Raw genomic sequence first — 25,161 nt, 5'->3', positions numbered from 1 at the left:
CGGGTGCTGAGTGATCACGGCTGGTTCGGGCCAGGATGGGCGCATGGGATTCCATGTCGACTCCGAGGCCGGGCGGCTGCGCCGCGTCATCCTGCACCGCCCCGACCTGGAGCTGAAGCGCCTCACGCCGTCCAACAAGGACGCCCTGCTCTTCGACGACCTCCTGTGGGTGCGGCGCGCCCGTGCCGAGCATGACGGCTTCGCCGACGTGCTGCGCGAGCGCGGCGTCGAGGTGCACCTCTTCCAGGACCTCCTCGCCGAGAGCCTGGCGGTGCCGGCGGCCCGTACGCTCGTGATGGACCGGGTCTTCGACGAGAAGGAGTACGGGCCGCTGGCCACCGGGCCGCTGCGCGCCGCGTTCGACGAGATGTCGGAGACGGAGCTGGCCGGGGCGCTGGTCGGCGGGATGACGAAGCGGGAGTTCCTGGCCGGGTACGCCGAGCCGGTGTCCGTGCGGTTCCACGCGATGGAGCTGGACGACTTCCTGCTCAACCCGCTGCCCAACCACCTGTTCACCCGCGACGCCTCGGCCTGGGTCTACGACGGGGTCTGCATCAACGCGATGCGCTGGCCGGCCCGCTGGCACGAGACGGTGCACTACGAGGCCGTGTACCGGCACCACCCGGTGTTCGCGAGCGCCGAGTTCAACGTCTGGTCGGAGGGGCAGGCGGCCTACCCGTCCACCATCGAGGGCGGTGACGTGCTGGTGATCGGCGACGGGGCGGTGCTCATCGGGATGAGCGAGCGGACCACGCCGCAGGCCGTGGAGATGCTGGCGCGCGGGCTCTTCGAGGCCGGGTCGGCCCGGACGATCGTGGCGCTGGACATGCCGAAGAGGCGGGCGTTCATGCACCTGGACACCGTGATGACGATGGTGGACGGCGACACCTTCACCCAGTACGCGGGGCTGGGCACGCTCCGCTCGTACACGATCGAGCCGGGCGCCGGGGAGCAGGACCTCAAGGTCACCGACCATCCGCCGGGCCATATGCACCGGGCCATCGCGGCGGCGCTCGGGCTGGACTCGGTGCGGGTGCTGACGGCGACGCAGGACGTGCACGCGGCGGAGCGGGAACAGTGGGACGACGGCTGCAACGTGCTGGCGATCGAGCCGGGCGTGGTGGTCGCGTACGAGCGGAACGTGACCACCAACACGTTTCTGCGCAAGAACGGGATCGAGGTCATCACGATCCCCGGCAGCGAGCTGGGCCGGGGGCGGGGCGGCCCGCGGTGCATGAGCTGCCCGGTGGAGCGAGATCCTGTGTAGTCGGTGATGGAGCCCGCGCCCGGGCCCGTCACGGAGCCGCGCCGTAGCCCGATCGAAGTCAGGCCGTAGCCCGTGCCGCATCGCTATACGGTGAGTCGTATACACTTCCGTAATTCCCCCTCCCCTGTAGTCGTGATCGAGGAGCCCACCCCATGGCGATAGATCTCACCGGCCGCCACTTCCTCAAGGAGCTGGATTTCACCGCCGAGGAGTTCCGCGGCCTGGTCGACCTGGCCGCGGAGCTCAAGGCGGCCAAGCGCGCGGGCGCCGAGGAGCAGCGGCTGCGCGGCAAGAACATCGCCCTGGTCTTCGAGAAGACCTCCACCCGTACGCGGTGCGCCTTCGAGGTGGCCGCCGCCGATCAGGGCGCGTCCACGACCTATCTCGACCCGGCCGGTTCGCAGATCGGGCACAAGGAGTCGGTGAAGGACACGGCGCGCGTGCTGGGCCGGATGTTCGACGGGATCGAGTACCGGGGGCGCGGCCAGGAGATCGTCGAGGAGCTGGGGGAGTACGCGGGCGTCCCGGTCTTCAACGGGCTCACCGACGAGTGGCACCCCACCCAGATGCTGGCCGACGTGCTCACGGTCGTCGAGCACACCGCCAAGCCGCTGGAGCGGGTCGTGTTCGCCTATCTGGGGGACGCCCGCTACAACATGGGCAACTCCTACCTGGTCACGGGCGCCCTGCTGGGGATGGACGTACGGATCGTCGCCCCGCGCCGGATGTGGCCGACGGACGAGGTGGTGGCCGAGGCGCGGCGGTTGGCCGAGGGTTCCGGGGCGCGCGTCACGCTCACCGAGGACGTGGCCGAGGGGGTGCGCGGCGCGGACTTCGTCGCCACCGACGTCTGGGTGTCGATGGGCGAGCCGAAGGAGGCGTGGGACGAGCGGATCAAGCTGCTCGCCGGGTACGCCGTGACCATGGACGTGCTGCGGGCCACCGGCAACCCCGAGGTGAAGTTCCTGCACTGCCTGCCCGCCTTCCACGACCTCGGCACCGCGGTCGGCCGGGAGATCCACGAGCAGCACGGGCTGACCTCCCTGGAGGTCACCGACGAGGTCTTCGAGTCCGAGCACTCCGTCGTCTTCGACGAGGCCGAGAACCGCATGCACACCATCAAGGCCGTGCTGGTCGCGACGTTGGGCGGCGGGGGCGCGGCGTCCGCGTGACGGCCGCCCCGCAATCGCATAGCCATACGCCCGGATGGGCGATCATGCATCGATAGCGGTTACTATTCACCTATTCGGTGGGGTCCGGGCGTCCATGCCCGGGCCCCACCCGCTTGTGCACGACCAGAGAAGAGAACCACCCCATGCCCCCGTCCGGCCTACGCGTCAAGTCCCCCGATCTGCTCATAGCCGAGTCCGGCGCGGATCTCGAAGGACATGGCCTCAAGCGCACCATGGGCCTCTTCCAGCTCGTGTGCTTCGGCGTCGGCGCGATCGTCGGCACCGGCATCTTCGTCGGCCTCTCCGACACGGTCGCCCAAGCCGGCCCGGCCGCCGCCGTCTCCTTTGTGATCGCGGCCGTGACCTGCGTCTTCACCGCCTTCTCGTTCGCGGAGCTGGGCGGCGCGATCCCCGTCTCGGGCTCCTCCTACTCGTACGCCTACGCGACGCTCGGCGAGGGCGCGGCCTTCGTCATCGGCTGGTGCCTGCTGCTGGAGTACGGCGTCTCGGTCTCGGCCGTCGCCGTCGGCTGGGGCCAGTATCTGAACGAACTGCTCGCCGGGGTCATCGGCCACCAACTGCCCGCGGCCCTGTCCAACGCCCCCGGCGAGGGCGGCGTCGTCAACCTCCCCGCCGTCGTCGTGATGCTGCTCGCCGCGACGCTGCTGGTGCGCGGGGTGCGGGAGAGCGCGCGGGCGACCGCGTTCATGGCCGTACTGAAGATCGCGGTGCTCGTTCTGTTCTGCGCCATCGCGTTCACCGCGTTCAAGGCCGGCAACCTCTCGCCGTTCGCCTCGCACGGCGTCGCCGGGGTCACCTCCGGCGCGTCGGTCGCGTTCTTCTCGTACATCGGCTTCGACGCGATCACGACGGCCGGCGAGGAGGTCAAGAACCCGCGGCGGACCGTCCCCCTGGCGATCATGATCTGCATCGGCGTCGTCACGCTGCTGTACTGCCTGGTCGCGTTCGCCGCGGTCGGCGCGATGTCCGCCGACGCCGTGGCCGACCGGCCCGCGGCCCTCTCGCTCATCGTCAACCAGGTCACCGGCTCGACGCTCGGCGGCGGCATCATCGCCTTCGGCGCGGTCGTCGCCATCGCCTCCGTCGTCCTGGCCGTGATGTACGGGCAGACCCGCATCCTCATGTCCATGTCCCGGGACGGGCTGATCCCGCGCGTCTTCGAGCGCGTCTCCCCGAAGACCTCGACGCCCGTCGCGGGCACCTGGATCGTCGCCGTGGTCTTCGCGGCCCCCGCCGCGCTCGTACCGCTGGACGTGGTCCTGAACCTCACCACCATCGGCACCCTCGCCGTCATGGCCGTGGTCAACGTCGCCGTGATCGCGCTGCGCCGCACCCGCCCCGACCTGCCGCGGCCCTTCCGGGCCCGGCTCTTCCCCCTCACGCCGCTCCTCGGCGTCGGCTTCTGCCTGTATCTGATGTACGGGACGGGGCCGGCGACCTGGGCGCAGTTCGCCGTCTTCCTGGCGGTCGGCGCGCTCGTGTACGTCTGTTACGGGCGCCCGCGCTCGCGGATCGGCGCCCGGGCGGGTACGGACGGCTCCCGCGTCCCGGCGCGCGCGGGCGCGAGCGTCAGTACGCGGGACGGAGGGTGAACCAGACGGCCTTGCCGTGTTCCGTGGCGCGATAGCCGGACGCCGCGCTCAGCGTACGGATCAGCAGCAGACCGCGGCCATGCTCGTCGAGGTTCTCCGGCGAGGGCGACGGCGCGGGGATCCGGCCGTCCAGGCCGCCCACCGGGGCCGGATCGCGGTCGTGCACCTCGACCTGGCAGCCGGTCTCCAGCACCTCGACCACCAGCTCTATCGGGTCGTCGCCGCTCGTGTGCTCCACCGCATTGGCCACCAGCTCCGCCGTGAGCAGCTCCGCCGTGTCGCTGTCGCCCGCCGCCTCGATGTCCGTGAGCGCACTGCGGATCAGGGCGCGTGCGATCGGCACGGCGGCCGTGGTGTGCGGCAGGAAGATGCGCCAGAAGGCCGGGCGGGCGGTATCGGGCAACGTATCGGTCCGTTCATAGCAGGCACCGGGGGGCGGAGCGGGCACAGCAGGCATAGCGGGACTAATAGAAAGACTCTTTCCAACTTCAACAGTACGAAATGGTGCGCGTGATGTCAGAGTCCCCGGTCCGGGGCTTGTGGGACTTACGGCCCCTCGACGCCGGGGCGCCGTGCGGCGGCTGTCTCGCCCCTCGTTCCTCGCCGTATAGCGCGGTTATCGCGCACTCGTGACGACAGTCACGCTTCGGTGATAGCTTCGATGGGCAGGCAGCACCAGCCGTCCGGCTGAAGGAGGCCGTGCCCCACATGAGTCCGTTCACCGGGTCCGCGCACCGCACCGAGGCCGAGGAGTGGCGGAATCTGCGCCTCACCCTCGACAACGGCGTCGCGACCGTCACCCTCGCCCGCCCCGAGAAGCTCAACGCCCTCACCTTCGGCGCCTACGCCGACCTGCGCGACCTCCTCCCGGAGCTGGCCCGCGACGGTTCCGTACGGGCCCTCGTGCTCGGCGGCGAGGGGCGCGGCTTCTGCTCCGGCGGCGACGTCGACGACATCATCGGCGCCACCCTGGCCATGGACACCGGTCAACTGCTCGACTTCAACCGGATGACCGGCCAGGTCGTACGGGCGCTGCGCGAGTGCCCCTTCCCCGTGGTCGCCGCGGTGCACGGCGTGGCCGCGGGCGCGGGCGCGGTCCTCGCCCTGGCCGCGGACTTCCGGGTCGCCGACCCCTCCGCCCGCTTCGCGTTCCTGTTCACCCGCGTGGGGCTGTCCGGCGGTGACATGGGCGCCGCGTATCTGCTGCCGCGCGTCGTCGGCCTCGGGCACGCCACCCGGCTGCTGATGCTCGGCGAGCCGGTCCGCGCCCCGGAGGCCGAGCGGATCGGCCTGATCAGCGAGCTGGCGGACGAGGGCCGGGCCCCGGCCGCCGCCGCCGCGCTCGCCCGCCGGCTCGCCGAGGGCCCCGCCCTCGCCTACGCGCAGACCAAGGCGCTGCTCACCGCCGAACTCGACATGCCGCTGGCCGCCGCCGTCGAGATGGACGCGGCGACGCAGGCGCTGCTGATGAACAGCGCCGACTACGCCGAGTTCCACGCCGCCTTCACCGAGAAGCGCCCCCCGAAATGGCAGGGCCGATGACACCCGCCTCCGGCGCACCAACGCCCTTGCCGGGCTCAGCGCCCTTGCCGGGCTCAGCGCCCTTGCCGGGCTCAGCGCCCTTGCCGGGCTCAGCGCCCTTGCCGGGCTCAGCGCCCTCGCCAGGAGCAGCGGCCGTCCCCTCGCCAGGGGCAGCGCCCCCGGCAGGAGCAGGCCCCTTGCCAGGGGCAGCGGCCTCGCCGGGGGCAGCGCCCCTGCCAGAAGCGGCCCCCGCGCCGGGCGCTGCGTCGCCGCCAGGCGCAGCCCCGTCCTCCGGGGCAGCATCGCCACCGGGCGCGGTCGCGTCCCCAGCCGCAGCCCCGTCCGCTGGGGCAGCCGCAGCGAGCCGAACAGCCGCAGCGGCCAGAGCTGGCCGAGAAGCCGCAGCGGCCGGAGCGTCCGGCACAGGCACAGGGTTCGGACCGGCCAAGACCGCCGCAGCGCTCGGCGCGGCCGAAGCCTCCGTAGCGCTTGGCGCGGCCGAAATCTCAGCGGGGCTCGGCGCAGCCGAAACGGCCGGCGTCGCCGTAGCCCGCCGCATCGCCGTCATCGGTGGTGGACCCGGGGGGCTCTATACCGCCGCGCTTCTCAAGCGGCTCGATCCCCGGCGCGAGATCACTGTCTGGGAGCGGAACGCTCCCGACGACACCTTCGGCTTCGGTGTGGTGCTTTCCGACGAGACGCTCGGGGGCATCGAGCATGCCGACCCCGTCGTGTACCGCGCGCTGCGGGAGGAGTTCGTGCGGTGGGACGACATCGACGTGGTGCACCGCGGGACGGTGCAGCGCTCCGGCGGGCACGGGTTCGCGGCGCTCGGTCGCCGGCGGCTGCTGGAGATCCTGCATGAGCGGTGCGCCGCGCTCGGCGTGGAGCTGCGTTTTCGGACGGAGGCCCCGCCCGCCGCCGTGCTCGCCGGCTCGTACGACCTGGTCATCGCCGCCGACGGGGTGCACAGCCTCACCCGCGAGGCCCACCGGGACGCCTTCCGGCCGCGCGTCACCACGCACCGCTGCCGCTACATCTGGCTCGCCGCCGACTTTGCCTTCGACGCGTTCCGCTTCGAGACCGCCGAGACCGAACACGGCATCATCCAGCTCCACGGCTACCCCTACGCTCCCGCCCGGGGGGAGGACCCCGGCGCCTCGACCGTCATCGTCGAGATGCGCGGAGAGGTCTGGCGCGCCGCCGGCCTCGACCGCTGCGACGAACAGGGCTCCATCGACCAGTGCGGCAAGCTGTTCGCCGACGCCCTCGGCGGCCGGCCGCTGCGCGGCAACAAGTCGAGCTGGACCGCGTTCCGTACGGTCGTCAACGAGCACTGGTCGCACGGCAGCACCGTGCTGATCGGCGACGCCGCGCACACCGCCCACTTCTCCATCGGCTCCGGCACCAAGCTCGCCGTGGAGGACGCCCTCGCGCTCGCCGCCTGCCTCACCGAGCGGCCGACGGTCGCCGAGGCGCTCGCCGCGTACGAGGCCGAGCGCCGCCCCGTCGTGCAGTCCACCCAGCGCGCGGCCCGCGCCAGCCTCGAATGGTTCGAGGACCTCGCCGTCTACGCGGACCAGCCGCCCCGGCAGTTCGCCTTCAACCTGCTGACCCGCAGCCGCCGCGTCACCCACGACAACCTGCGGCTGCGCGACGCGGAGTTCGTGGCCTCCGTCGAGCGCGAGGCGGCCGTACCGCCCGGCACGCCGCCGATGTTCACGCCCCTGACCCTGCGCGGGCTGACCCTGCGCAACCGCGTCGTCGTCTCGCCGATGGACATGTACAGCGCCGAGGACGGCACGCCCGGCGACTTCCACCTCGTCCACCTCGGCGCCCGCGCCCTCGGCGGCGCGGGCCTGGTCATGACCGAGATGATCTGCGTCAGCGAGCGCGGCCGCATCACCCCCGGCTGCGCCGGCCTGTACGCGCCCGAGCACGAGCGGGCCTGGCGGCGCGTCACCGACTTCGTGCACACGAGCGCGCCCGGCACCGCCATCGGCGCCCAGATCGGCCACTCCGGCCGCAAGGGCTCCACCCGCCTCATGTGGGACGGCATCGACCAGCCCCTGCCGCACGGCAACTGGCCGCTGGAGGCGCCCTCGCCGCTGCCGTACCGCCCCGGCGTCAACCAGACCCCGCACGCCCTCGACGCCGCCGGACTCGCGGCCGTACGCGAGCAGTTCGTACGGTCCGCGGAGGCCGCCGACCGCGCCGGATTCGACCTCCTGGAACTGCACTGCGCGCACGGCTATCTGCTCTCCTCGTTCCTCTCCCCGCTCACCAACCGGCGCACCGACGCCTACGGCGGCGACCTCGCCGCCCGGCTGCGCTACCCCCTCGAAGTGTTCGACGCGGTACGGGCCGTGTGGCCCGCCGACAAGCCGATGACCGTGCGGATCTCCGCGACCGACTGGGCGGCGGGCGGCACCACCGGCGCCGACGCCGTCGAGACCGCCCGCGCCTTCGCGGCCCACGGCGCCGACGCCATCGACGTCTCCACCGGCCAGGTGGTCCCCGACGAGGCCCCGGACTTCGGCCGCTCGTACCAGACGCCGTACGCCGACCGCATCCGCAACACGCTCGGCGTGCCGGTCATCGCGGTGGGCGCCATCTCCTCCTGGGACGACGTCAATTCGCTCGTCCTGGCGGGCCGCGCCGACCTCTGCGCGCTGGCCCGCCCGCACCTCTACGACCCGCAGTGGACCCTGCACGCCGCCGCCGAGCAGTCCTATACGGGCCCGGGCGCGCCGTGGCCGCTGCCGTACCGGGCGGGCAGCCGCACACCCCCGACGGGCCGCACGGACGGCCCTAAGCCCCGACTCACCCTCGGTACATGACGGCCCGTCAGGAAAGCTGTCGCGCCGCGTACACCGCCCCCGCGTCCCGCAGCTTGCGGTGCAGCGCGGCGAACACCTCGGCCGCCCGCGCGCCCGGCCAGTCCGGCGGCAGCAGCGCGGGCGGCAGCCCCGGGTCCGCGTAGGGGAGCCGCCGCCAGGAGTCCAGGGCCGGGAGGTAGTCGCGGTAGGCGTCCTCGGGCGGCACGACCCGGCGGCGCGCCCAGCGGTGCAGCACCGGCTCGTGCGCGTCCAGGAAAGCCTGGTGGCGTTTGGCCAGGCCGGTCAGGTCCCACCAGCGCGCGACCGCCGCGGCCGTCGGCTCGAACCCGGCGTGCTCGCCCCGGAAGAGATCGACGTAGCCGTCGAGCCCCAGCCGCTCCAGGGTGTGGCGTGTCTCGTCGTGGAGGTGCGCCGGAGCGATCCACACGCCCGGCGCCGCCGTGCCGAACCCCAGCCGGGCCAGCCGCGACCGCAGCAGATGGCGTTTGCTGCGCTCCTCCTCCGGCACCGAGAAGACCGCGAGCAGCCAGCCGTCGCCGCACCGCCCGGCGGGCCGCGGGTAGATGCGCCGGTCGCCGTCGTCGAGGAGCTGCCGGGCGTCGGGGGAGAGCGCGTAGCCGGCCGCCCCGCCCGCCGTACGGTCCGCCACGAGCAGCCCGCGCCGCTTCAGCCGGGAGACCGCCGACCGTACCGAGGGCGCGTCGACGCCCACGGCGCCCAGCAGCCGGACGAGGGCGGCGACCGGCACCGGGCCGGCGGGGGAGTCGGCGTCCCCGCGCCCGTACGCGCCGTAGAACGTGACGATGAGGGAACGCGGAGTGTGCTGGTCAGTCACGGGGAAACTGTAAAGCGCCGGTGCGCAGCCGGAACCGCTGGAGCTTGCCGGTCGGGGTGCGGGGCAGCGCCTCGACGAACACGATCTCGCGCGGGCACTTGTAGGGCGCGATCTCCTTCTTGGTGAACTCGCGGAGCGCGGCGACCGTCTCGGCGGTGCCCGCGAGCCCCAGCCGGAGGACCACATGGGCGACGACGATCTCCCCGCGCTCCGCGTCCGGCCGCCCCACCACCGCCGCCTCGGCCACGTCGGGGTGGCGGGACAGCGCGTCCTCGACCTCGGGGCCCGCGATGTTGTACCCGGCCGAGATGATCATGTCGTCGGCGCGCGCCACGTAGCGGAAGTAGCCGTCGGGCTCCCGGACGTACGTATCGCCGGTCAGGTTCCAGCCGCCCTGTACATAGCCGCGCTGCCGGTCGTCCGCCAGATAGCGGCAGCCCGTGGGCCCGCGCACCGCCAGCAGCCCCGGCGCGCCGTCCGCCACCGGCTGCCCGTCCGGGCCCACGACCCGCGCCTCGAACCCGGGCACGGGGAGCCCGGTGGTGCCCGGCCGGATGGCGTCGTCGGCGGCGGAGATGAAGATGTGCAGCATCTCCGTCGCCCCTATGCCGTTGATGATGCGCAGGCCGGTGGCCTGGTGCCAGTCGCGCCACAGGGCGGCGGGCAGGTTCTCGCCGGCGGACACGCACCGGCGCAGCGACGACGTGTCGTACGAACCGAGCCTGCCGAGCATCGCACGGTAGGCGGTGGGCGCCGTGAACAGCACCGAGACCCGGTGCTCCGCGATGTGGGCGAGCAGCCGCTCGGGGCCGGCCCGTTCCGCGAGCAGCGCGCAGGCGCCCGCCCGCAGCGGGAAGACCACCAGCCCGCCGAGCCCGAACGTGAAGCCCAGCGGCGGAGTGCCCGCGAACACGTCGGTGGGCAGGGGGCGCAGGACGTGCTCGGAGAAGGTGTCGGCGATGGCCAGTACGTCGCGGTGGAAGTGCATGCAGCCCTTGGGCCGGCCCGTCGTCCCCGAGGTGAAGGCGATCAGCGCCACGTCGTCGGCGGCGGTCGCCACCGGCTCGTACGAGGCGGGCTTGCCGGCCGCCAGCCGCAGCAGGTCGCCGGGGCCCTCGCCGCCGAACGCCGTGACGCGCAGCCCCGGCACCCGCGCCCGTACGAGATCGTCGAGGCAGTCGGCGGCGCACAGCGCGTGCCGTACGCGGGCGATGTCGCAGATGGTCGCCAGCTCGGAGGCGCGCTGCGCGGCCAGCACGGTGACGGCCACCGCGCCCGCCTTCATCACCGCGAGCCAGCAGGCCGCCAGCCAGGGCGTGGTGGGCCCGCGCAGCAGCACCCGGTTGCCGGGCACCACCCCGAGATCACGGGTCAGGGCGTGCGCTATCCGGTCGACGTGGCCGCGCAGCTCGTCGTACGTCCAGACGCCCGCCCCGTCCAGCACGGCCGGCCGCCGCCCGGAGTCCGCGCCGAGCCGCCGGACGGTGGCGTCGAGGAGTTCGGCGCCGCAGTTGAGGCGCTCGGGGTAGCGCGGCGCGGGAGGCTCGCGGAGCAGCGTCGGCCACGCGTGGGCTGGGGGCAGATGTTCGCGCGGAAAGGTGTCGACGTGGGCCGACGGACTGAGCTCCATGACGCATGCGCCCCCTCGCGCCGAAAAGGGAAGTGGGGGTCTTGCAGGCAGCGACGATCCGATGTCAGCGTAACGTCTTGGTGACGGCAGTCAACAGACCGCGATAAGGAGGCGCCCGGTGACCACCCCCTTCGCGCTGACACCGCACCAGCGGCAATGGTGCGCCGAACTGCGAACACTTGCCGCGGAACGCCTCCGCCCGCTCGCCGCCGAGGGCCCACTCGCCTCCGAGGGCCCGCCCGGCCGCGTCAATCGGCCGCTCGTCGCGGCGCTCGGCGACCTCGGGCTGCTGGCCCGTGTCTTCCCGGCCGAGGGGCCCGTACGGGCCATGGACCTCTGCCTGCTGCGCGAATCGCTCGCCGCCGAGTGCACGGAGGCCGAGACGGCACTCGCCCTCCAGGGCCTGGGCGCGTACCCAGTCGCCCTCTCCGGCACCGACGCGCAGCGCGCCCGCTGGCTGCCCGGCGTCGTCGCGGGCCGCGCCGTCGCCGCCTTCGCGCTCAGCGAGCCCGACGCCGGCTCCGACGCCGCCGCCCTCGCCCTGCGCGCCGAGCCGGACGGTTCCGGCCGGTGGCGGCTGACCGGCGAGAAATGCTGGATCTCCAACGCCCCCGAGGCCGACTTCTACACCGTCTTCGCCCGTACGACCGCGGGCGCGGGAGCCCGCGGCGTGACCGCCTTCGTCGTACCCGCCGACCGCCCCGGCCTCACCGGCGTGCCGCTCGACATGCTCAGCCCCCACCCCATCGGCGCCCTCGCCTTCGACGCCGTCCCCGTCACCCGCGACGACCTGCTGGGCGAGCCGGACGCCGGCTTCCGCGTCGCCATGCGCACGCTCAACCTCTTCCGGCCCAGCGTCGGCGCGTTCGCCGTCGGCATGGCACAGGCCGCCCTCGACGCCGCCGTGCGCCACGCGGGGGAGCGGCAGGCGTTCGGCGGCCCGCTCAAGGACCTCCAGGCCGTCTCCCACCAGCTCGCCGAGATGGCGACGCGGACGGAGGCCGCGCGGCTGCTGGTGTACGCGGCCGCGGCGGCGTACGACGCGGGGGCGCCCGGCGTCGCGAGCAGTTCGGCCATGGCCAAGCTGCTAGCCACCGAGACGGCCCAGTACGTCGTGGACGCCGCCGTCCAGCTCCACGGCGCGCGGGCGCTGCGCCGTGGCCACCTGCTGGAACACCTCTACCGGGAGGTCCGCGCCCCGCGCATCTACGAGGGGGCGAGCGAGGTGCAGCGGACGATCATCGCCAAGGAGCTGTACCGGGGGCGGGCGGGAGGCCCCGGCAGCACTGCCGCGTCACGAGAAGGAGAGAACCGATGAGCGACGAGTCCGCGGGGCGGGAGGCCGAGCCCGCAGGGCGGGAAGCGGGGCCCGCAGGGCGGGAAGCCGGGCCCGCCGAGCCGGAACTGGTGCGGATCAACCCGGCGGAGCTGTCGCCGCCCACCGGTTTCACGCACGCCGTGACGGCCACCGGCGGACGGCTGGTCTTCCTGGCCGGACAGACGGCGCTCGACGGCGACGGCAAGGTCATCGAGGGCGACCTGGTGACGCAGTTCGAACAGGCGCTGACCAATCTCCTGGCCGCCTTGCGAGCGGCGGGCGGGCGACCCGACCAACTCGCCAGGGTCACGGTGTACGCCACGGACGTGGCCGAGTACCGCGCCCACGCGCCCGAACTCGGCCGCGTATGGCGGCGGTTGGCGGGGAGCGACTACCCGGCGATGGCGGTCATCGGGGCGGCGCGGCTCTGGGACGAGCAGGCGCGGGTGGAACTGGACGGAATAGCGGTCCTGCCGTAACCGAACAACCGAACAAGGGGCTCACTCTCCCTCCCCTTTCACTCCTTTTTCACTCCTTCCGAGCGGGCGGCGGCGAAGCCGCGCAGCCAGGCGGCGCGCAGGGGGTCGCCGGCCGGGTAGGGGCAGTCGGCGCTGGACTCGCCCAGCTCGTGGGCCAGCCGCCCTTCCTTGAGCGCTGCCACCATTTCGCCCCGCGCCGCCATAGGGAATCCGCCTCGCCGTCCGTCTCATCCGATGTCGTACACAAGTTTGGCGTCTCCGTCCAAGATCGGGTAGACCGGGAAGGTGCTGTTTCGCCAACTCGAATATCTGGTGGCCCTGTCGCGCGAGCGGCACTTCGCCCGCGCCGCGCAGGCGTGCTACGTCTCCCAGCCCGCCCTTTCCGAGGCCGTACGGAAGCTGGAGGACGAACTCGGCGTGCCCCTGGTCCGCCGCGGCCGGAAGTTCGAAAGCCTCACGCCCGAGGGCGAACGCATCGTCCTGTGGGCACAGCGCATCCTCGCCGACCGCGACGCCCTGACCGACGAGGTCGACGCCCTGCGTACGGGCCTCAGCGGCCAACTGTGCGTGGGCTCCGTACCGACCGCCGCGACGGCCGTATCGCTGCTCACGGAGCCCTTCTGCACGGAACATCCGCTGGCGAGCGTACGCGTTCTCTCCGATCTCAGATCGGAGGATATGCTCCGCAAGATCCAGGATTTCGAGATCGACGCGGGAATCACTTATCTGCGCGCTGGAATTTCGGAGAAATTTCAGGTGGTTCCGCTTTATCGGGAGCGTTATGTGCTGCTGACCGGAACGGCCATAGGCCGCCCCGGCGCCCGTAACGCGACCTGGGCGGAGGCGGCCCGGCTGCCGCTGTGCCTGCTGGTCGGCACGATGCAGGGTCGGCGCGTGCTGGACGAGATCTTCGAGATGGCGGGCGCGCGGGCGGAGCCGGAGGTGGAGACCGACTCGGTGGCCTCCCTGTTCGCCCACGTCAGGACGGGGCGCTGGGTGGGCGTGGTGCCGTACGCGTGGCTGCATGTCTTCGGCGTGCCGCGCGGGATGCGGGTCCTGCCGCTCGTGGAGCCGGACCACACCGTGCCGATGGGGCTGGTGACGACGGTGCGGGAGCCGGGCTCGGTGATGGCGCGTGCGCTGACGGAGCTGGCGCGCAGGACGGACGTGGCGGCGGTGCTGGAACGCCTGCCGACGGATTCACTGACCGGCTGACCGGCTGACCGGCTGACCGGCTGACCGGCTGACCGGTTGAGCGGCTGAGCGGCTGACCGATTGAGCGGCTGACCGACTGGCTGGCTGAGCGCTGAGCGTGGCCGGGCCGCTGGACTCGACTCTGATAGGGCGGACTTATCAGATATTCCAAAATGCCTCTTTGACGGTGTCGGGAAATGGGGCCAGGGTGGAAGCAGTTCGGAATTCGGCACACGGCCGAAGGAATATCCGACTGCTTATACGGCACAGGAGTCGATGATGGCCAAGATAGTCTGCGTTCTGTACCCGGACCCGGTGGACGGATTCCCGCCGAAGTACGCGCGGGACGGCATTCCCGCCGTGACCGGCTACCCCGACGGCCAGACCACGCCCACCCCCGAGGCCGTCGACTTCACCCCCGGCGAACTGCTCGGCAGCGTATCGGGCGAACTCGGCCTCCGTACGTTCCTCGAAGAACGCGGCCACACGCTGGTCGTCACCTCCGACAAGGAGGGGCCGGACTCCGAGCTGGAGCGCGAACTCGCGGACGCCGATGTCGTCATCTCCCAGCCGTTCTGGCCCGCCTATCTCTCCAAGGCGCGCATCGCGAAGGCCCCGAACCTCAAGCTCGCCATCACCGCGGGCATCGGCTCGGACCACGTGGACCTGGACGCGGCCATCGAGCGCGGCATGACGGTGGCGGAGGTGACGTACAGCAACAGCATCAGCGTCGCGGAACACGCGGTGATGCAGATCCTCGCCCTGGTCCGCAACTACCTCCCGTCCCACCAGTGGGCGAGGGACGGCGGCTGGAACATCGCCGACTGCGTGGCCAACGCCTACGACCTGGAAGGCATGAACGTCGGCGTCATCGCGGCCGGCCGGATCGGCGTCGCGGTCCTGCGCCGCCTCGCGCCCTTCGACGTCAAGCTGCACTACACCGACAAGCGCCGGCTGCCGCGCGAGACCGAGGAGGAGCTGGGGCTGACGTACCACCCGGACGCGCGGGCGCTGGCCCGCGCCGTCGACGTGGTGTCCATCCACTGCCCGCTGCACCCGGAGACCGAAGGACTCTTCGACGAGAAGCTGATCGGGGAGATGAAGCGCGGCTCGTACATCATCAACACCGCCCGCGCGCAGATCGTCGACCAGGACGCGGTGACGGCCGCCCTCAAGTCCGGCCAGCTCGCCGGCTACGCGGGCGACGTCTGGTACCCGCAGCCCCCGCCCGCCGACCACCCCTGGCGCACCGCCCCCCACAACGGCATGACGCCGCATGTCTCCGGCACCACCCCCTCCGCCCAGGCCCGCTACGCCGCCGGCACCCGCGAGATCCTGGAGGACTACCTGGCCCAGCGCCCCATCCGCGACGAATACCTCATCGTCGACGGCGGCAGCCTCGCCGGCACCGGCGCCACCTCCTACACCGCGGGCACCGGCACCGCCCCAGGCGTCAGCGCCTGACCCCCTTCCCCCTCCAGCAGCACGGGCCGGCCCGGCACCCGCCGACCGGCCCGCTCCGCTGCGCGATTGCCGCCGAGGCCGAGGCCGAGGCTGGAGCCAGGGCCCGAGCCGGGGTCGGTACCGCTGGGGCGTACGGGAAACCGTGCCGGGTTTCCGCCTGGGCGGCACCGCCCGGAGGGGTGGAAATGCGTATGGCTATCATGTGAGCGCTGCCTAGCTCGAAAGATGGACCTGTGACTGTCAACGACGACTCGTTCACCAACTGGAAGCACCGCGAGGAGATCGCGGAGTCCATGATCCCGATCATCGGAAAGCTGCACCGGGAGCGTGATGTCACGATCCTGCTGCACAGCCGCTCGCTGGTGAACAAGTCGGTGGTGAGCATCCTCAAGACGCACCGCTTCGCCCGGCAGATAGCGGGCGAGGAGCTTTCGGTGACGGAGACGCTGCCGTTTCTCCAGGCGCTCACCGCGCTGGACCTCGGGCCCGCCCAGATCGACCTCGGGATGCTCGCCGCGCTCTACAAGGCCGATGACCGCGGGCTGACGGTGGCCGAGTTCACCGCGGAGGCGGTCGCGGGCGCGACGGGCGCCAACAAGATCGAGAGCCGCGCGGGGCGCGACGTCGTGCTGTACGGCTTCGGCCGCATCGGGCGCCTCGTAGCCCGGCTGCTCATCGAGAAGGCCGGCTCCGGCAACGGGCTGCGGCTCCGCGCCATCGTCGTGCGCGGCGGCGGCGAGCGGGCCGCCGAGGACCTGGTCAAGCGCGCCTCGCTGCTGCGCCGCGACTCCATCCACGGCCAGTTCCAGGGCACGATCACCGTGGACGAGGCGAACAGCACGATCGTCGCCAACGGCAACGAGATCAAGGTGATCTACGCCAACGACCCCTCCGAGGTCGACTACACGGCGTACGGCATAAAGGACGCCATCCTCATCGACAACACCGGCAAGTGGCGCGACCGCGACGGCCTCGCGAACCACCTGCGCCCCGGCATCGACAAGGTCGTCCTGACCGCACCGGGCAAGGGCGACGTCCCCAACGTCGTACACGGCGTCAACCACGACATGATCAAGCCGGACGAGCGCATCCTGTCCTGCGCCTCCTGCACCACCAACGCGATCGTCCCGCCGCTCAAGGCGATGGCGGACGAGTACGGGGTCCTGCGCGGTCACGTGGAGACCATCCACTCGTTCACCAACGACCAGAACCTGCTGGACAACTACCACAAGGCCGACCGGCGCGGCCGCAGCGCCCCGCTGAACATGGTCATCACCGAGACCGGCGCCGCCTCCGCCGTCGCCAAGGCCCTCCCGGACCTGAAGGCCCCGATCACCGGCTCCTCCATCCGCGTCCCGGTGCCGGACGTCTCCATCGCGATCCTCAGCCTGCGGCTCGGGCGCGAGGCCACCCGCGAGGAAGTCCTCGACTACCTCCGCGACGTCTCGCTGACCTCGCCGCTCAAGCGCCAGATCGACTTCACCAGCGCCCCCGACGCGGTGTCGAACGACTTCATCGGCTCGCGCCACGCCTCGATCGTCGACGCCGGCGCCACCAAGGTCGACGGCGACAACGCGATCCTCTACCTCTGGTACGACAACGAGTTCGGCTACTCCTGCCAGGTCATCCGCGTCGTCCAGCACGTGTCCGGGGTGGAGTACCCCACCTACCCGGCACCCGTGGCCTGAGGGCAGGGCTCCCGCCGACCTCCCGCCCCGGTGGGGCACGGTGGACGGACGTGCGTTGAGTTCAGGCCGCCCCGCCCCGCCGTGGCCTGAACTCCTCCGTTTTCGCACACACGTACGTGGGCAGCCTGCACCCACCACTGGAGGCTCACCGCCTCACGCACCGCACGCCGCGTCGGCGGAAAGGCGGGTACGTCCATGGCCGATCTGGCGAGATTCCCCCCGTCCGCCGCGCCCCAGGACCTCATCGACGCCATCGAACGGCACGGCGTCGTCGTAGCCGAGCACCTGCTCGCCCCGGACCTGCTCGACCGCCTCAACGCCGAACTCGACCCGCTCCTCGAACGGGCCGCGCCCGACCACGGCAAGGCGTTTCTCAACCCCACACTGTCCGAGTTCTTCGGCGAACGGACCCGCCACCTCACCGGGGTCTCCGCCGTCTCACGGGTGTTCGCCACCGAAATCCTCACCCACCCCCTCCTGCTCGCCGTCTGCGACGCCTTCCTGCTGCCCGGCTGCGCCCGCTACCAGCTCAACCTCGCGCACGTCATCGACCGGGGGCCCGGCGCGCGGCGCCAGTGGCCGCACCGCGACGACGAGGGCTGGGACGTCTACCTGCCGTGCGGCCACCCCGAGTTGCAGGTCGCCTCGGTCCTCGCGCTGCGTGACTTCACGGCTGACAACGGCGCCACGCTCGTCGTCCCCGGCAGCCACCGCTGGCCCGACCGGGCCCGTACGGCGACAGACGCCGAACTGGTGCCGGCGGAGATGAGCGCCGGCTCCGCCGTCATCTACCTCGGCTCCACACTGCACGCCGGCGGCGCCAACTCCACAACCGACCAGTGGCGCAGAGGCATGCAGGTCAGCTACGCCCTCGGCTGGCTCCGCACCGAGGAGAACCACTTCCTCACCACACCACCCGACATCGCCCGCACCCTCCCGCGCCGCTCCCAGGAACTGCTCGGCTACGCCGTCCATGACGCCGTGGAACGCCAGGGCGGTGCGCTGGGCCACGTCGACCTCCGCGAACCGGTCGAACTCCTTGCCGAGGGGGCTCTGTAGCGCGAAAGCCGTGGGCGGGGGTCGGGTCGGCCCGTACGCGTCCCCGCCGCCCACATCGAAAGCGTCGGAAGCGTCGGAAGCATCGGAAGCGAGGAGGCAGTGCCCGAAAGGCGATCGCCGCACTACGGCCCGGCCCGGCCGCCGACGGCCGCCCCGATGCGCGCGCCACTGCCCGTACAACGCGACGGCCACGAACGCGGCAGCGGCGAACGCAGCAGTCACGAACGCACACACCCGCGCGCCCTCCCCCAAGTGCCCCTACCCAGCGTGCCGTTGTCGCGCCTGACGCCCGTCATCGGCTCGGCGCGGGTAGCGGCCGCCGAGCGGGAGTTGTTCGCCCTGCGGTCCCGGCTCGACGGGCGCGAGGTCTGGCACGTCAGCGACACCGCGGCCCGCGGCGGCGTGGCGGAGGCGCTCCGCGAAGAGCTGCCGTACTTTCGCGGCGCGGGCATCGACACGCGCTGGGCGACCCTGGCGGCGCCCGCGCCCTTCCGGCGGTTCACCAAGGCGCTCTACTACCAGTTGTGCGGCGTGCGCACCGGCGAGGACGGCCTCTGGCCGGAGATCGAGCGCGGGCGCCTGCTGTACGAGCGTGTCTGCCGGGCTTCCGCGGACTGGCTCATCGCCGCTGCCGCCGACCGCGCCGGCATCGTCGTCGTGCACGACCACCAGGCGGCCGGCCTGGTGCCGCCGCTGCGCGAAGCCGGTTTCACCGTGCTCTGGCGGGCCCACATCGGCGCGCCGCTCCACCCTCAACAAGCCGAGCCCGCTTGGGAGTTCCTGTACCGCTATCTCGCGTACGCGCACGGCTGCATCGCCTCGTACCCCGGTGCGCTGCCCCGCGGCCTGCCGCCGCTGCCGGGCCCGTACATCGTGGCCCCCTCGATCAACCCGCTCGCCGCGAAGAACATCCCGTTGCGCGCACCGGCCGAGCGCGTACGGGATGTGGTGGGGCCGCTCCCGCCCCACACGCCGCTCATCACGCAAGTGGGCCGCTGGGACGCGGTCAAGGACGTCCCCGGAGTGATCCGCGCCTTCGCCGACCACGTGGACCCCGCGTTCGGGGCCCGGCTGCTGCTCGTCGGGCCCAGTACCGAAGGCGACCCGCAGGCCGCGGAGGTCTACGAGAGATGCTGCCGGGTGCGGTCGGAGCTGGGGCGGTTACGGGCGCGGGTGCACGTACTGCGCCTCCCGGTCGCGGACGCGCGCGAGCACGCGCTGACCGTGAACGCCATCCAGCGCTGTTCGGCCTTCGTGGTCCAGAAGAGCCTGGCCGAGGGGTTCGGGATGACGGTTTCCGAGGCGGCGTGGAAGGGCCGGGCCGTGATCGCCTCCCCGGTCGGCGGGCTGCGGCGGCAGGTCGCGCACGGCCGGAGCGGGCTGCTGCTGGCCGGCCCGGACGACCTGGCGGGCCTGGGCGCGGCGGCCGACCGCCTGCTCGCGGACCCCGCCTACGCCGCGGAACTCGGCCGCGAGGGGCGGGAGCGGGTGCGCCGCCACTTCCTCATCGACACCGGGGTACGCGACTTGGCGCGCGTACTCGCTCGCACGGCGCCGACCTGACGACTTAGTGGCATCAAGGCCCGATGGAGAAGGGAAAAGGGGAGATCAGTGCGCGTCCTTGCCCTGGGGGCCCACCCGGACGACATCGAACTGCTCTGCGCCGGCACCCTCGCCCACTACGCGAACCAGGGCGCGCACATCACGGCCGCGGTCTTCACCGACGGCGCACTGGGGTCCGGCGCCCCGGCCCCCGCCGATACCGCGGCACTGCGCGAGGCGGAGGCGCGGCGGGCCATGGCGGTCCTGGGCGCGGAACTCATCTGGCTGGGGCTGCCGGACGGGTTCCTGTACGACACCCGCGAGACCCGGACCCGTACCGTCGACGTCCTCCGCCGCGCCCGGCCGGACCTCGTCCTCGCCCACCATCCCGACGACTACCACCCCGACCACCAGGCGGCGAGCCGACTGGCGTCGGCGGCGCGGCTGCTGGCCCGCGAACCGGCGCTGACCACCGGGTACCCGGCCATCGCGACCGTACCGCCCCTGTTCCACCTGGACACCCTGGCGGCCACGCACGGCGCCCCGGACCTGTGGGTCGACATCACCGCGACCATGCCGCTCAAGGAGGCCGTGCTCGCGGAACACCGCAGCCAGAACGCCGCCAGGCGCGCCCGCAAGGGCAGCGACTTCATCGACCTGGCCCGGCAGCAGGCGGCGCGGCGCGGCGAACAGGCCGGAGTGCGGTACGCCGAGGCGTTCACCCGCGCCCCCGCCCACCCGGCCACCACCCCGGCCGACCTGACGCCGCCCGGCATCACCCTCCCGTACCGCCTGGCAGCCGAGCCGAGGCGCGGAACCGCCCTGGAGCACGGCCCGCCCGCGACGAGTTGACGCGGGAGGCCGGGGTCCGGGACCGACAAGACCGACAAGACCGACGAGGAGGCCGCGTACGGCCATGGGCACGGGCAGCGCGTACAAGGCGCTCACACGCGACAGGGGCGCGACGGCGCTCTACGCCGTCTTCTTCATCAACGGCCTGGTGCTGGCCAGTTGGGCTCCGCGCATCCCGCAGATCAAGGCGGACCTCGCTCTCACCGAGGCCGAACTCGGCGTGGCACTCCTGGGCGTGGCGCTGGGCTCCCTGCCGGCGATGGCGGTGGCGGGCGTCCTGGTCAACCGGTTCGGCGGCCACGCCGTCGCCCGTGTCGCCGTGGTGTGGTACGCGGCCGCCATCGTGCTGCCCGCGCTGGCCCGTGATCTGACCGGGCTCACCGCGAGCCTGACCGTGCTGGGAGCGGCGGTGGGCTCGCTCGACGTGGCGATGAACACCCACGCGGTGGACGTCGAGCGCGGCTCCGGCCGGTCCCGGATATCCTCGTTCCACGGTCTTTACAGCGCGGGCGCGCTGGCGGGCGCACTGCTCGGCACGGCCGCCGCGGCGCTGGGCCTCACACCGCTGGCCCAGTTCGCGGGCACGGCGCTCGTGACGGCCGCGGCCGCAGGCGTCGCGGGCGCTGCACTGCGCCCCGCCGCCACCACCCACCGGCCCAGCCCACGCGGCGGCCGACGGCTGACCGTTCACCCATTGCCCCTCCGCCTGCTGCTGCTCAGCGCGTTGGGCCTGTCCGTGCTGATGATCGAGGGAGCGATGACGGACTGGGGCAGCGTCTACCTGGCGGGCCCGCTGCACGCCGGGCCGGGGCTGGCCGGTACGGGGTACGCCGTCTTCGCGCTGGCCATGATGGCGGGGCGGCTCGGCGGGGACCGCGCCGCCGCGCGCCTGGGGCCGGTCAGGACGGTGCGGTACGGGGCCGTGCTGAGCGGATGCGCGGCGGCGGCCGCTCTCCTGGCCCCGCACCCCCTGGTCGCGGTGGCCGCCTACGGCGCCGTGGGCCTGGGCATCGCCGCCTCCTTCCCGCTGGTCGTCAGCGGGGCCGGGCGCCGACCCGCCGGCGCGCACGGTACGGCCGTGGCCACCGTCACCTCGACCGGCTACCTGGCGTTCCTGGCCGGGCCGCCGCTGATCGGCTCGTTGGCGTCGCTCGGCTCGCTGCGTACGGCGCTGCTGGTGGTGCCCGCGCTGGCGGTGACGGCGGCGTGTCTCGCCGGGCTGCTCGCCCCGGGGGCGGAAGAGACATAAGGAAGACGCAGACGACAGGCGCCTACGGAAGCCACCCACGAAACAGGAGATCGCTCATGCACACAGCCGCTCTGTTCGACCTCGACGGCACATTGATCAATACGGAGCCGCGCAACCGGGCCGCCTGGTCCCGCCTCTTCAGGCGTCACAAGGTGCCGCATGACGACGACACTTTGCGGGGGTTCGCCGGGCGCCCCGGAAAGGAGGCGCTGGCCGACCACCTCCACTCCTTCCGCGGGCACACGCTGGAGGAGCTGCACGCGGAGGTGGTCTCGTACTCGGAGGCGCCCGACCTGCCCGCCGTCGAGCCCGTCGCCGGGGCCCTGGACCTGCTGGCCCGGCTGAGACGGCAGCGCGTCCCGCTGGGCGTGGTGACATCGGGCCCCCGCGACTACGCCCGCGCCGAACTCGACGCCCTGGGCGTGCTGAGCGCCTTCGACGTGCTCATCACCGCCGACGACGTGACCCGCGGCAAACCCGACCCGCAGGGCTACCTCGCGGCCTGCGCCGCCCTCAAGGCCGAACCCGCCCGGACCGTGGTCTTCGAGGACGCCCCGGCCGGCATCAGCGCCGCGAAGAGCGCCGGAACCTTCTGCGTCGGCCTGACGACCACACAATCCGCCGCCGCCCTGACCGGCGCCGACCTCCTCCTGCCCGACCTGACCCAGGTGACCTGGCCCCTCCTCCCCCCGACGGACCCGGCCCCCGAAGACCAGGCCCCCGAAGACCAGGCCCCCGAAGACCAGGCCCCCGAAGACCCGACTGTCTCCAACGGCCGGGCCCCCGGCGACGCGGCTCCCGCGAGCGCCCTCAGATGTCGCGGAACGTCTCGATCTGGGCGCCGATCGAGTTGAGGCGCTCGGCCAGGTCCTCGTAGCCGCGGTTGATGACGTAGACGTTGCGCAGGACGGAGGTGCCCTCGGCGGCCATCATGGCGAGGAGGACGACGACGGCGGGGCGCAGGGCCGGGGGGCACATCATTTCGGCGGAGCGCCAGCGGGTGGGGCCTTCGACGAGGACGCGGTGCGGGTCGAGGAGTTTGACGTCGGCGCCGAGGCGGGTGAGGTCGGTGAGGTAGATGGCGCGGTTGTCGTAGACCCAGTCGTGGATGAGGGTCTGGCCCTGGGCGGCGGCGGCGATGGCCGCGAAGAAGGGGACGTTGTCGATGTTGAGCCCCGGGAACGGCATCGGGTGGATCTTGTCGATCGGGGCGCGCAGCTTCGACGGGCGTACGGTCAGGTCGATGAGCCGGGTGCGGCCGTTGTCGGCCGGGTACTCGGGGGTGCGCTCGTGGTCGAGGCCCATCTCCTCCAGGACCGCCAGCTCGATCTCCAGGAACTCCACCGGGACCCGACGGATCGTCAGTTCCGACTCCGTCACCACGGCCGCCGCGAGCAGGCTCATGGCCTCGACCGGGTCCTCCGACGGCGCGTAGTCCACGTCCCGGTCGATGTGGCGCACGCCGTGCACGGTCAGCGTCGTGGTGCCGACGCCCTCGACCCGTACGCCCAGCTCCTCCAGGAAGAAGCAGAGGTCCTGGACCATGTAGTTGGAGCTGGCGTTGCGGATGACGGTGACGCCCTCGTGCCGGGCGGCGGCCAGCAGCGCGTTCTCGGTGACCGTGTCGCCGCGCTCGGTCAGCACGATGGCGCGGGTGGGGGCCACGGAGCGGTCGACCTCCGCGTGGTACGTGCCGTCCGTCGCCGTCACCTCCAGGCCGAAGTGGCGCAGCGCCGTCATGTGCGGCTGAACGGTCCGGGTGCCGAGGTCGCAGCCGCCCGCGTACGGGATCTTGAACCGGTCGAGGCGGTGCAGCAGCGGGCCGAGGAACATGATGACGCTGCGGGTGCGGCGGGCCGCCTCGGTGTCCATGGCGGCGAGGTCCAGTTCGGCCGGCGGCACGATCTCCAGGTCGTTGCCGTCGTTGATCCAGCGGGCCCGGACGCCGATGGAGCCGAGCACCTCCAGGATTCGGTAGACCTCCTCGATCCGGGCCACCCGGCGCAGCGTGGTGCGGCCCGCGTTGAGGAGCGTGGCGCAGAGCAGCGCCACACACGCGTTCTTGCTCGTCTTCACGTCGATGGCGCCCGAGAGCCGGCGCCCGCCGACCACGCGCAGATGCATGGGCCCCGCGTACCCGAGGGAGACGATTTCACTGTCGAGCGCTTCACCGATTCGGGCGATCATCTCAAGGCTGATGTTCTGGTTGCCGCGCTCGATGCGGTTGATGGCGCTCTGACTGGTGCCGAGCGCCTCGGCGAGGTGCGTCTGGGTCCATCCCCGGTGCTGTCGGGCGTCGCGGATGAGCTTGCCGATGCGGGCGAGGTACGCGTCTGTCATGCGACAGACGGTATCTCAGATATGAGATTCCTTCTCAATCGACAGTTGTTCTACTACTATACGAACAACGGGAGGTTCACCATGACTGATACGCGCGCTTCGGCAGCAGCCGACCCGCACCGCAGCCCCCGGGCCGCCGCCGTCGCGGCCCTGCCCTTCCTGGCCGGAGCCCTGGTCGTAGCCGGTGTGTACGCCTCGCTGCGCCACCGGCTCCCCGACCCCATGGCCACCCACTTCGGCTCCGGCGGCGAGCCCGACGGATTCACCTCATTGGCCGCCACCATCTGGGTCCCGGTCATCGGAATGCTCCTCACCGGAGCCGTCTTCGCCGCCATCAACTTCTTCTCCGGCGCCCCGCTCCGCGCCCGCCGCGGCATCACGGCGATCGGCTACGCCGTCGCCGGCCTCCTCGGCTACCTCTTCGTCGCGATCTTCTACGTCAGCGCGGACGTCCCAGACGCCGCCGACGTGCGGTTCCCGGCGTGGCAGATCGCCGTCGCCCTCGGCCTCGCGGCCGCCGTCGCCGCCATCGGCTGGCTCGTCGCCGGCCTCCTCCCCGCTCCCGCCGGCCCCGGGCCGCGGGACGCCGCGCCCCAGGCCGAACGGCTCGGCCTCGCCGCCGGCGAACGCGCCGCCTGGACGCGCTCCATCGGCTCCATGCCCGCCGCCGTCATCGGCGTCGCGGCGTTCTGCGCGGGCCTCGTCCTCGTGTTCACCGTGGGCACCGGCCCGGCCATCGCGCCGCTCCTGCTCGGTCTCACCGCCGCCATGCTCGGCAGCCTCCGCGTCACCGTCGACCGGCGCGGCCTCAGCCTCGCCCCGCGCGTCCTGCCGCTCCCGCGCGTCCGCATACCGCTCAGCCGCATCGAGGAGGCGCGCGTGCGCGACATCCGCGTCTTCAAGAACTTCGGCTGGGGCTACCGCGTCCACCCCGGCGTCAGCGGCATCGTGCTCCGCTCCGGCGAGGCCATCAGCCTGCGGCTCGCCACCGGCAGCGAATTCCTCGTCTCCATCGACGACGCCCGCACCGCCGCCGGCCTCCTCAACTCCCTCATCGACCGGCGGCCCGCCGCCGGCCGCCGCGCCGGCGGGAGGTGA

General features: G+C 72.6%; 21 protein-coding genes. 16 read left to right on the top strand and 5 right to left on the bottom strand.

Annotation, left to right across the window (positions count from 1 at the left end; all coding sequences use genetic code 11):
- The first annotated feature begins 43 nt into the window (after window positions 1–43).
- From IF55_RS23090 to IF55_RS23080, 3 genes are all read left to right on the top strand, one after another.
- Complete coding sequence (locus IF55_RS23090; protein ID WP_030884021.1) at window positions 44–1,267, top strand: arginine deiminase; 1,224 nt, start codon at window positions 44–46, stop codon at window positions 1,265–1,267.
- Between the two features lie 152 nt (window positions 1,268–1,419).
- On the top strand, window positions 1,420–2,439 hold the full coding sequence (argF, locus tag IF55_RS23085) for an ornithine carbamoyltransferase (RefSeq protein WP_030884017.1): 1,020 nt from the start codon (window positions 1,420–1,422) through the stop codon (window positions 2,437–2,439).
- Between the two features lie 143 nt (window positions 2,440–2,582).
- The gene (locus IF55_RS23080) at window positions 2,583–4,052 is read left to right on the top strand and encodes an amino acid permease (protein WP_030884014.1); all 1,470 of its coding nucleotides are present in this window, start codon (window positions 2,583–2,585) and stop codon (window positions 4,050–4,052) included.
- Here IF55_RS23080 and IF55_RS23075 read toward each other — a convergent pair.
- Window positions 4,030–4,509: an ATP-binding protein gene (locus tag IF55_RS23075; protein WP_078645015.1), complete on the bottom strand. Its 480-nt coding sequence runs from the start codon at window positions 4,507–4,509 to the stop codon at window positions 4,030–4,032. The two genes, IF55_RS23080 and IF55_RS23075, sit on opposite strands and share 23 nt — an antisense overlap.
- Window positions 4,510–4,760: 251 nt before the next feature.
- Between IF55_RS23075 and IF55_RS23070 the strand changes: the two genes are divergently transcribed.
- Entirely contained in the window at window positions 4,761–5,594 is an 834-nt protein-coding gene (locus IF55_RS23070; RefSeq protein ID WP_030884008.1) for an enoyl-CoA hydratase family protein, read from the top strand.
- Between the two features lie 482 nt (window positions 5,595–6,076).
- On the top strand, window positions 6,077–8,413 hold the full coding sequence (locus IF55_RS23065; protein WP_048832358.1) for a bifunctional salicylyl-CoA 5-hydroxylase/oxidoreductase: 2,337 nt from the start codon (window positions 6,077–6,079) through the stop codon (window positions 8,411–8,413).
- Window positions 8,414–8,420: 7 nt separating this feature from the next.
- On the opposite strand, the gene IF55_RS23060 is transcribed toward IF55_RS23065, so the two are convergent.
- A complete protein-coding gene (locus tag IF55_RS23060) occupies window positions 8,421–9,248 on the bottom strand; it encodes a PaaX family transcriptional regulator (protein WP_030884003.1) in 828 nt (275 codons plus the stop codon).
- Window positions 9,241–10,878: an AMP-binding protein gene (locus IF55_RS23055; RefSeq protein WP_030884001.1), complete on the bottom strand. Its 1,638-nt coding sequence runs from the start codon at window positions 10,876–10,878 to the stop codon at window positions 9,241–9,243. The genes IF55_RS23060 and IF55_RS23055 overlap by 8 nt, the downstream gene beginning before the upstream one ends.
- Window positions 10,879–10,996: 118 nt before the next feature.
- On the opposite strand from IF55_RS23055, the gene IF55_RS23050 reads away from it, so the two are divergent.
- Both IF55_RS23050 and IF55_RS23045 read left to right on the top strand, forming a co-directional pair.
- Complete coding sequence (locus IF55_RS23050; protein ID WP_211270025.1) at window positions 10,997–12,196, top strand: acyl-CoA dehydrogenase family protein; 1,200 nt, start codon at window positions 10,997–10,999, stop codon at window positions 12,194–12,196.
- Entirely contained in the window at window positions 12,193–12,675 is a 483-nt protein-coding gene (locus IF55_RS23045; protein ID WP_078645012.1) for a RidA family protein, read from the top strand. Before IF55_RS23050 ends, IF55_RS23045 begins: the two co-directional genes overlap by 4 nt.
- A 38-nt stretch (window positions 12,676–12,713) precedes the next feature.
- Here IF55_RS23045 and IF55_RS39495 read toward each other — a convergent pair whose 3' ends face one another.
- Entirely contained in the window at window positions 12,714–12,878 is a 165-nt protein-coding gene (locus tag IF55_RS39495) for an Rmf/CrpP fold protein (RefSeq protein ID WP_157854385.1), read from the bottom strand.
- 82 nt (window positions 12,879–12,960) lie between these two features.
- Here IF55_RS39495 and IF55_RS23040 point away from each other — a divergent pair, with 82 nt between their 5' ends.
- The 8 genes from IF55_RS23040 to IF55_RS23005 all read left to right on the top strand — a co-directional run bounded on the left by IF55_RS23040 (window position 12,961) and on the right by IF55_RS23005 (window position 22,577).
- Window positions 12,961–13,890 (top strand): LysR family transcriptional regulator, encoded by a 930-nt coding sequence (locus IF55_RS23040; RefSeq protein ID WP_030883996.1) that lies wholly within the window; start codon window positions 12,961–12,963, stop codon window positions 13,888–13,890.
- 258 nt (window positions 13,891–14,148) lie between these two features.
- Window positions 14,149–15,333, top strand: coding sequence for an NAD-dependent formate dehydrogenase (locus tag IF55_RS23035; RefSeq protein ID WP_030883994.1), 1,185 nt, complete (start codon window positions 14,149–14,151; stop codon window positions 15,331–15,333).
- A gap of 233 nt (window positions 15,334–15,566) precedes the next feature.
- Window positions 15,567–17,021 carry a glyceraldehyde-3-phosphate dehydrogenase gene (locus IF55_RS23030; RefSeq protein ID WP_030883993.1) on the top strand — a complete coding sequence of 485 codons (1,455 nt, stop codon included), beginning with the start codon at window positions 15,567–15,569 and terminating at the stop codon, window positions 17,019–17,021.
- A gap of 195 nt (window positions 17,022–17,216) precedes the next feature.
- Window positions 17,217–18,080 (top strand): phytanoyl-CoA dioxygenase family protein, encoded by an 864-nt coding sequence (locus IF55_RS23025; protein WP_030883990.1) that lies wholly within the window; start codon window positions 17,217–17,219, stop codon window positions 18,078–18,080.
- A gap of 267 nt (window positions 18,081–18,347) precedes the next feature.
- Entirely contained in the window at window positions 18,348–19,643 is a 1,296-nt protein-coding gene (locus IF55_RS23020) for a glycosyltransferase (protein ID WP_157854383.1), read from the top strand.
- Window positions 19,644–19,691: 48 nt separating this feature from the next.
- Window positions 19,692–20,474, top strand: coding sequence for a PIG-L deacetylase family protein (locus IF55_RS23015; RefSeq protein ID WP_048832337.1), 783 nt, complete (start codon window positions 19,692–19,694; stop codon window positions 20,472–20,474).
- Between the two features lie 64 nt (window positions 20,475–20,538).
- Window positions 20,539–21,723 (top strand): MFS transporter, encoded by a 1,185-nt coding sequence (locus tag IF55_RS23010; protein WP_048832336.1) that lies wholly within the window; start codon window positions 20,539–20,541, stop codon window positions 21,721–21,723.
- Between the two features lie 56 nt (window positions 21,724–21,779).
- Window positions 21,780–22,577 (top strand): HAD family hydrolase, encoded by a 798-nt coding sequence (locus tag IF55_RS23005; RefSeq protein ID WP_063764023.1) that lies wholly within the window; start codon window positions 21,780–21,782, stop codon window positions 22,575–22,577.
- Here the strand turns inward: IF55_RS23005 and IF55_RS23000 are convergent.
- A complete protein-coding gene (locus IF55_RS23000) occupies window positions 22,534–24,063 on the bottom strand; it encodes a helix-turn-helix domain-containing protein (RefSeq protein WP_030883966.1) in 1,530 nt (509 codons plus the stop codon). The two genes, IF55_RS23005 and IF55_RS23000, sit on opposite strands and share 44 nt — an antisense overlap.
- A gap of 81 nt (window positions 24,064–24,144) precedes the next feature.
- Between IF55_RS23000 and IF55_RS22995 the strand changes: the two genes are divergently transcribed.
- Window positions 24,145–25,161, top strand: a complete 1,017-nt coding sequence (locus IF55_RS22995) for a DUF1648 domain-containing protein (RefSeq protein WP_037965516.1) — start codon at window positions 24,145–24,147, stop codon at window positions 25,159–25,161.

Source organism: Streptomyces varsoviensis (assembly GCF_000718635.1).
Classification (GTDB): Bacteria; Actinomycetota; Actinomycetes; order Streptomycetales; family Streptomycetaceae; genus Streptomyces; species Streptomyces varsoviensis.
This window is presented reverse-complemented; position numbering and strand designations above follow the sequence as displayed.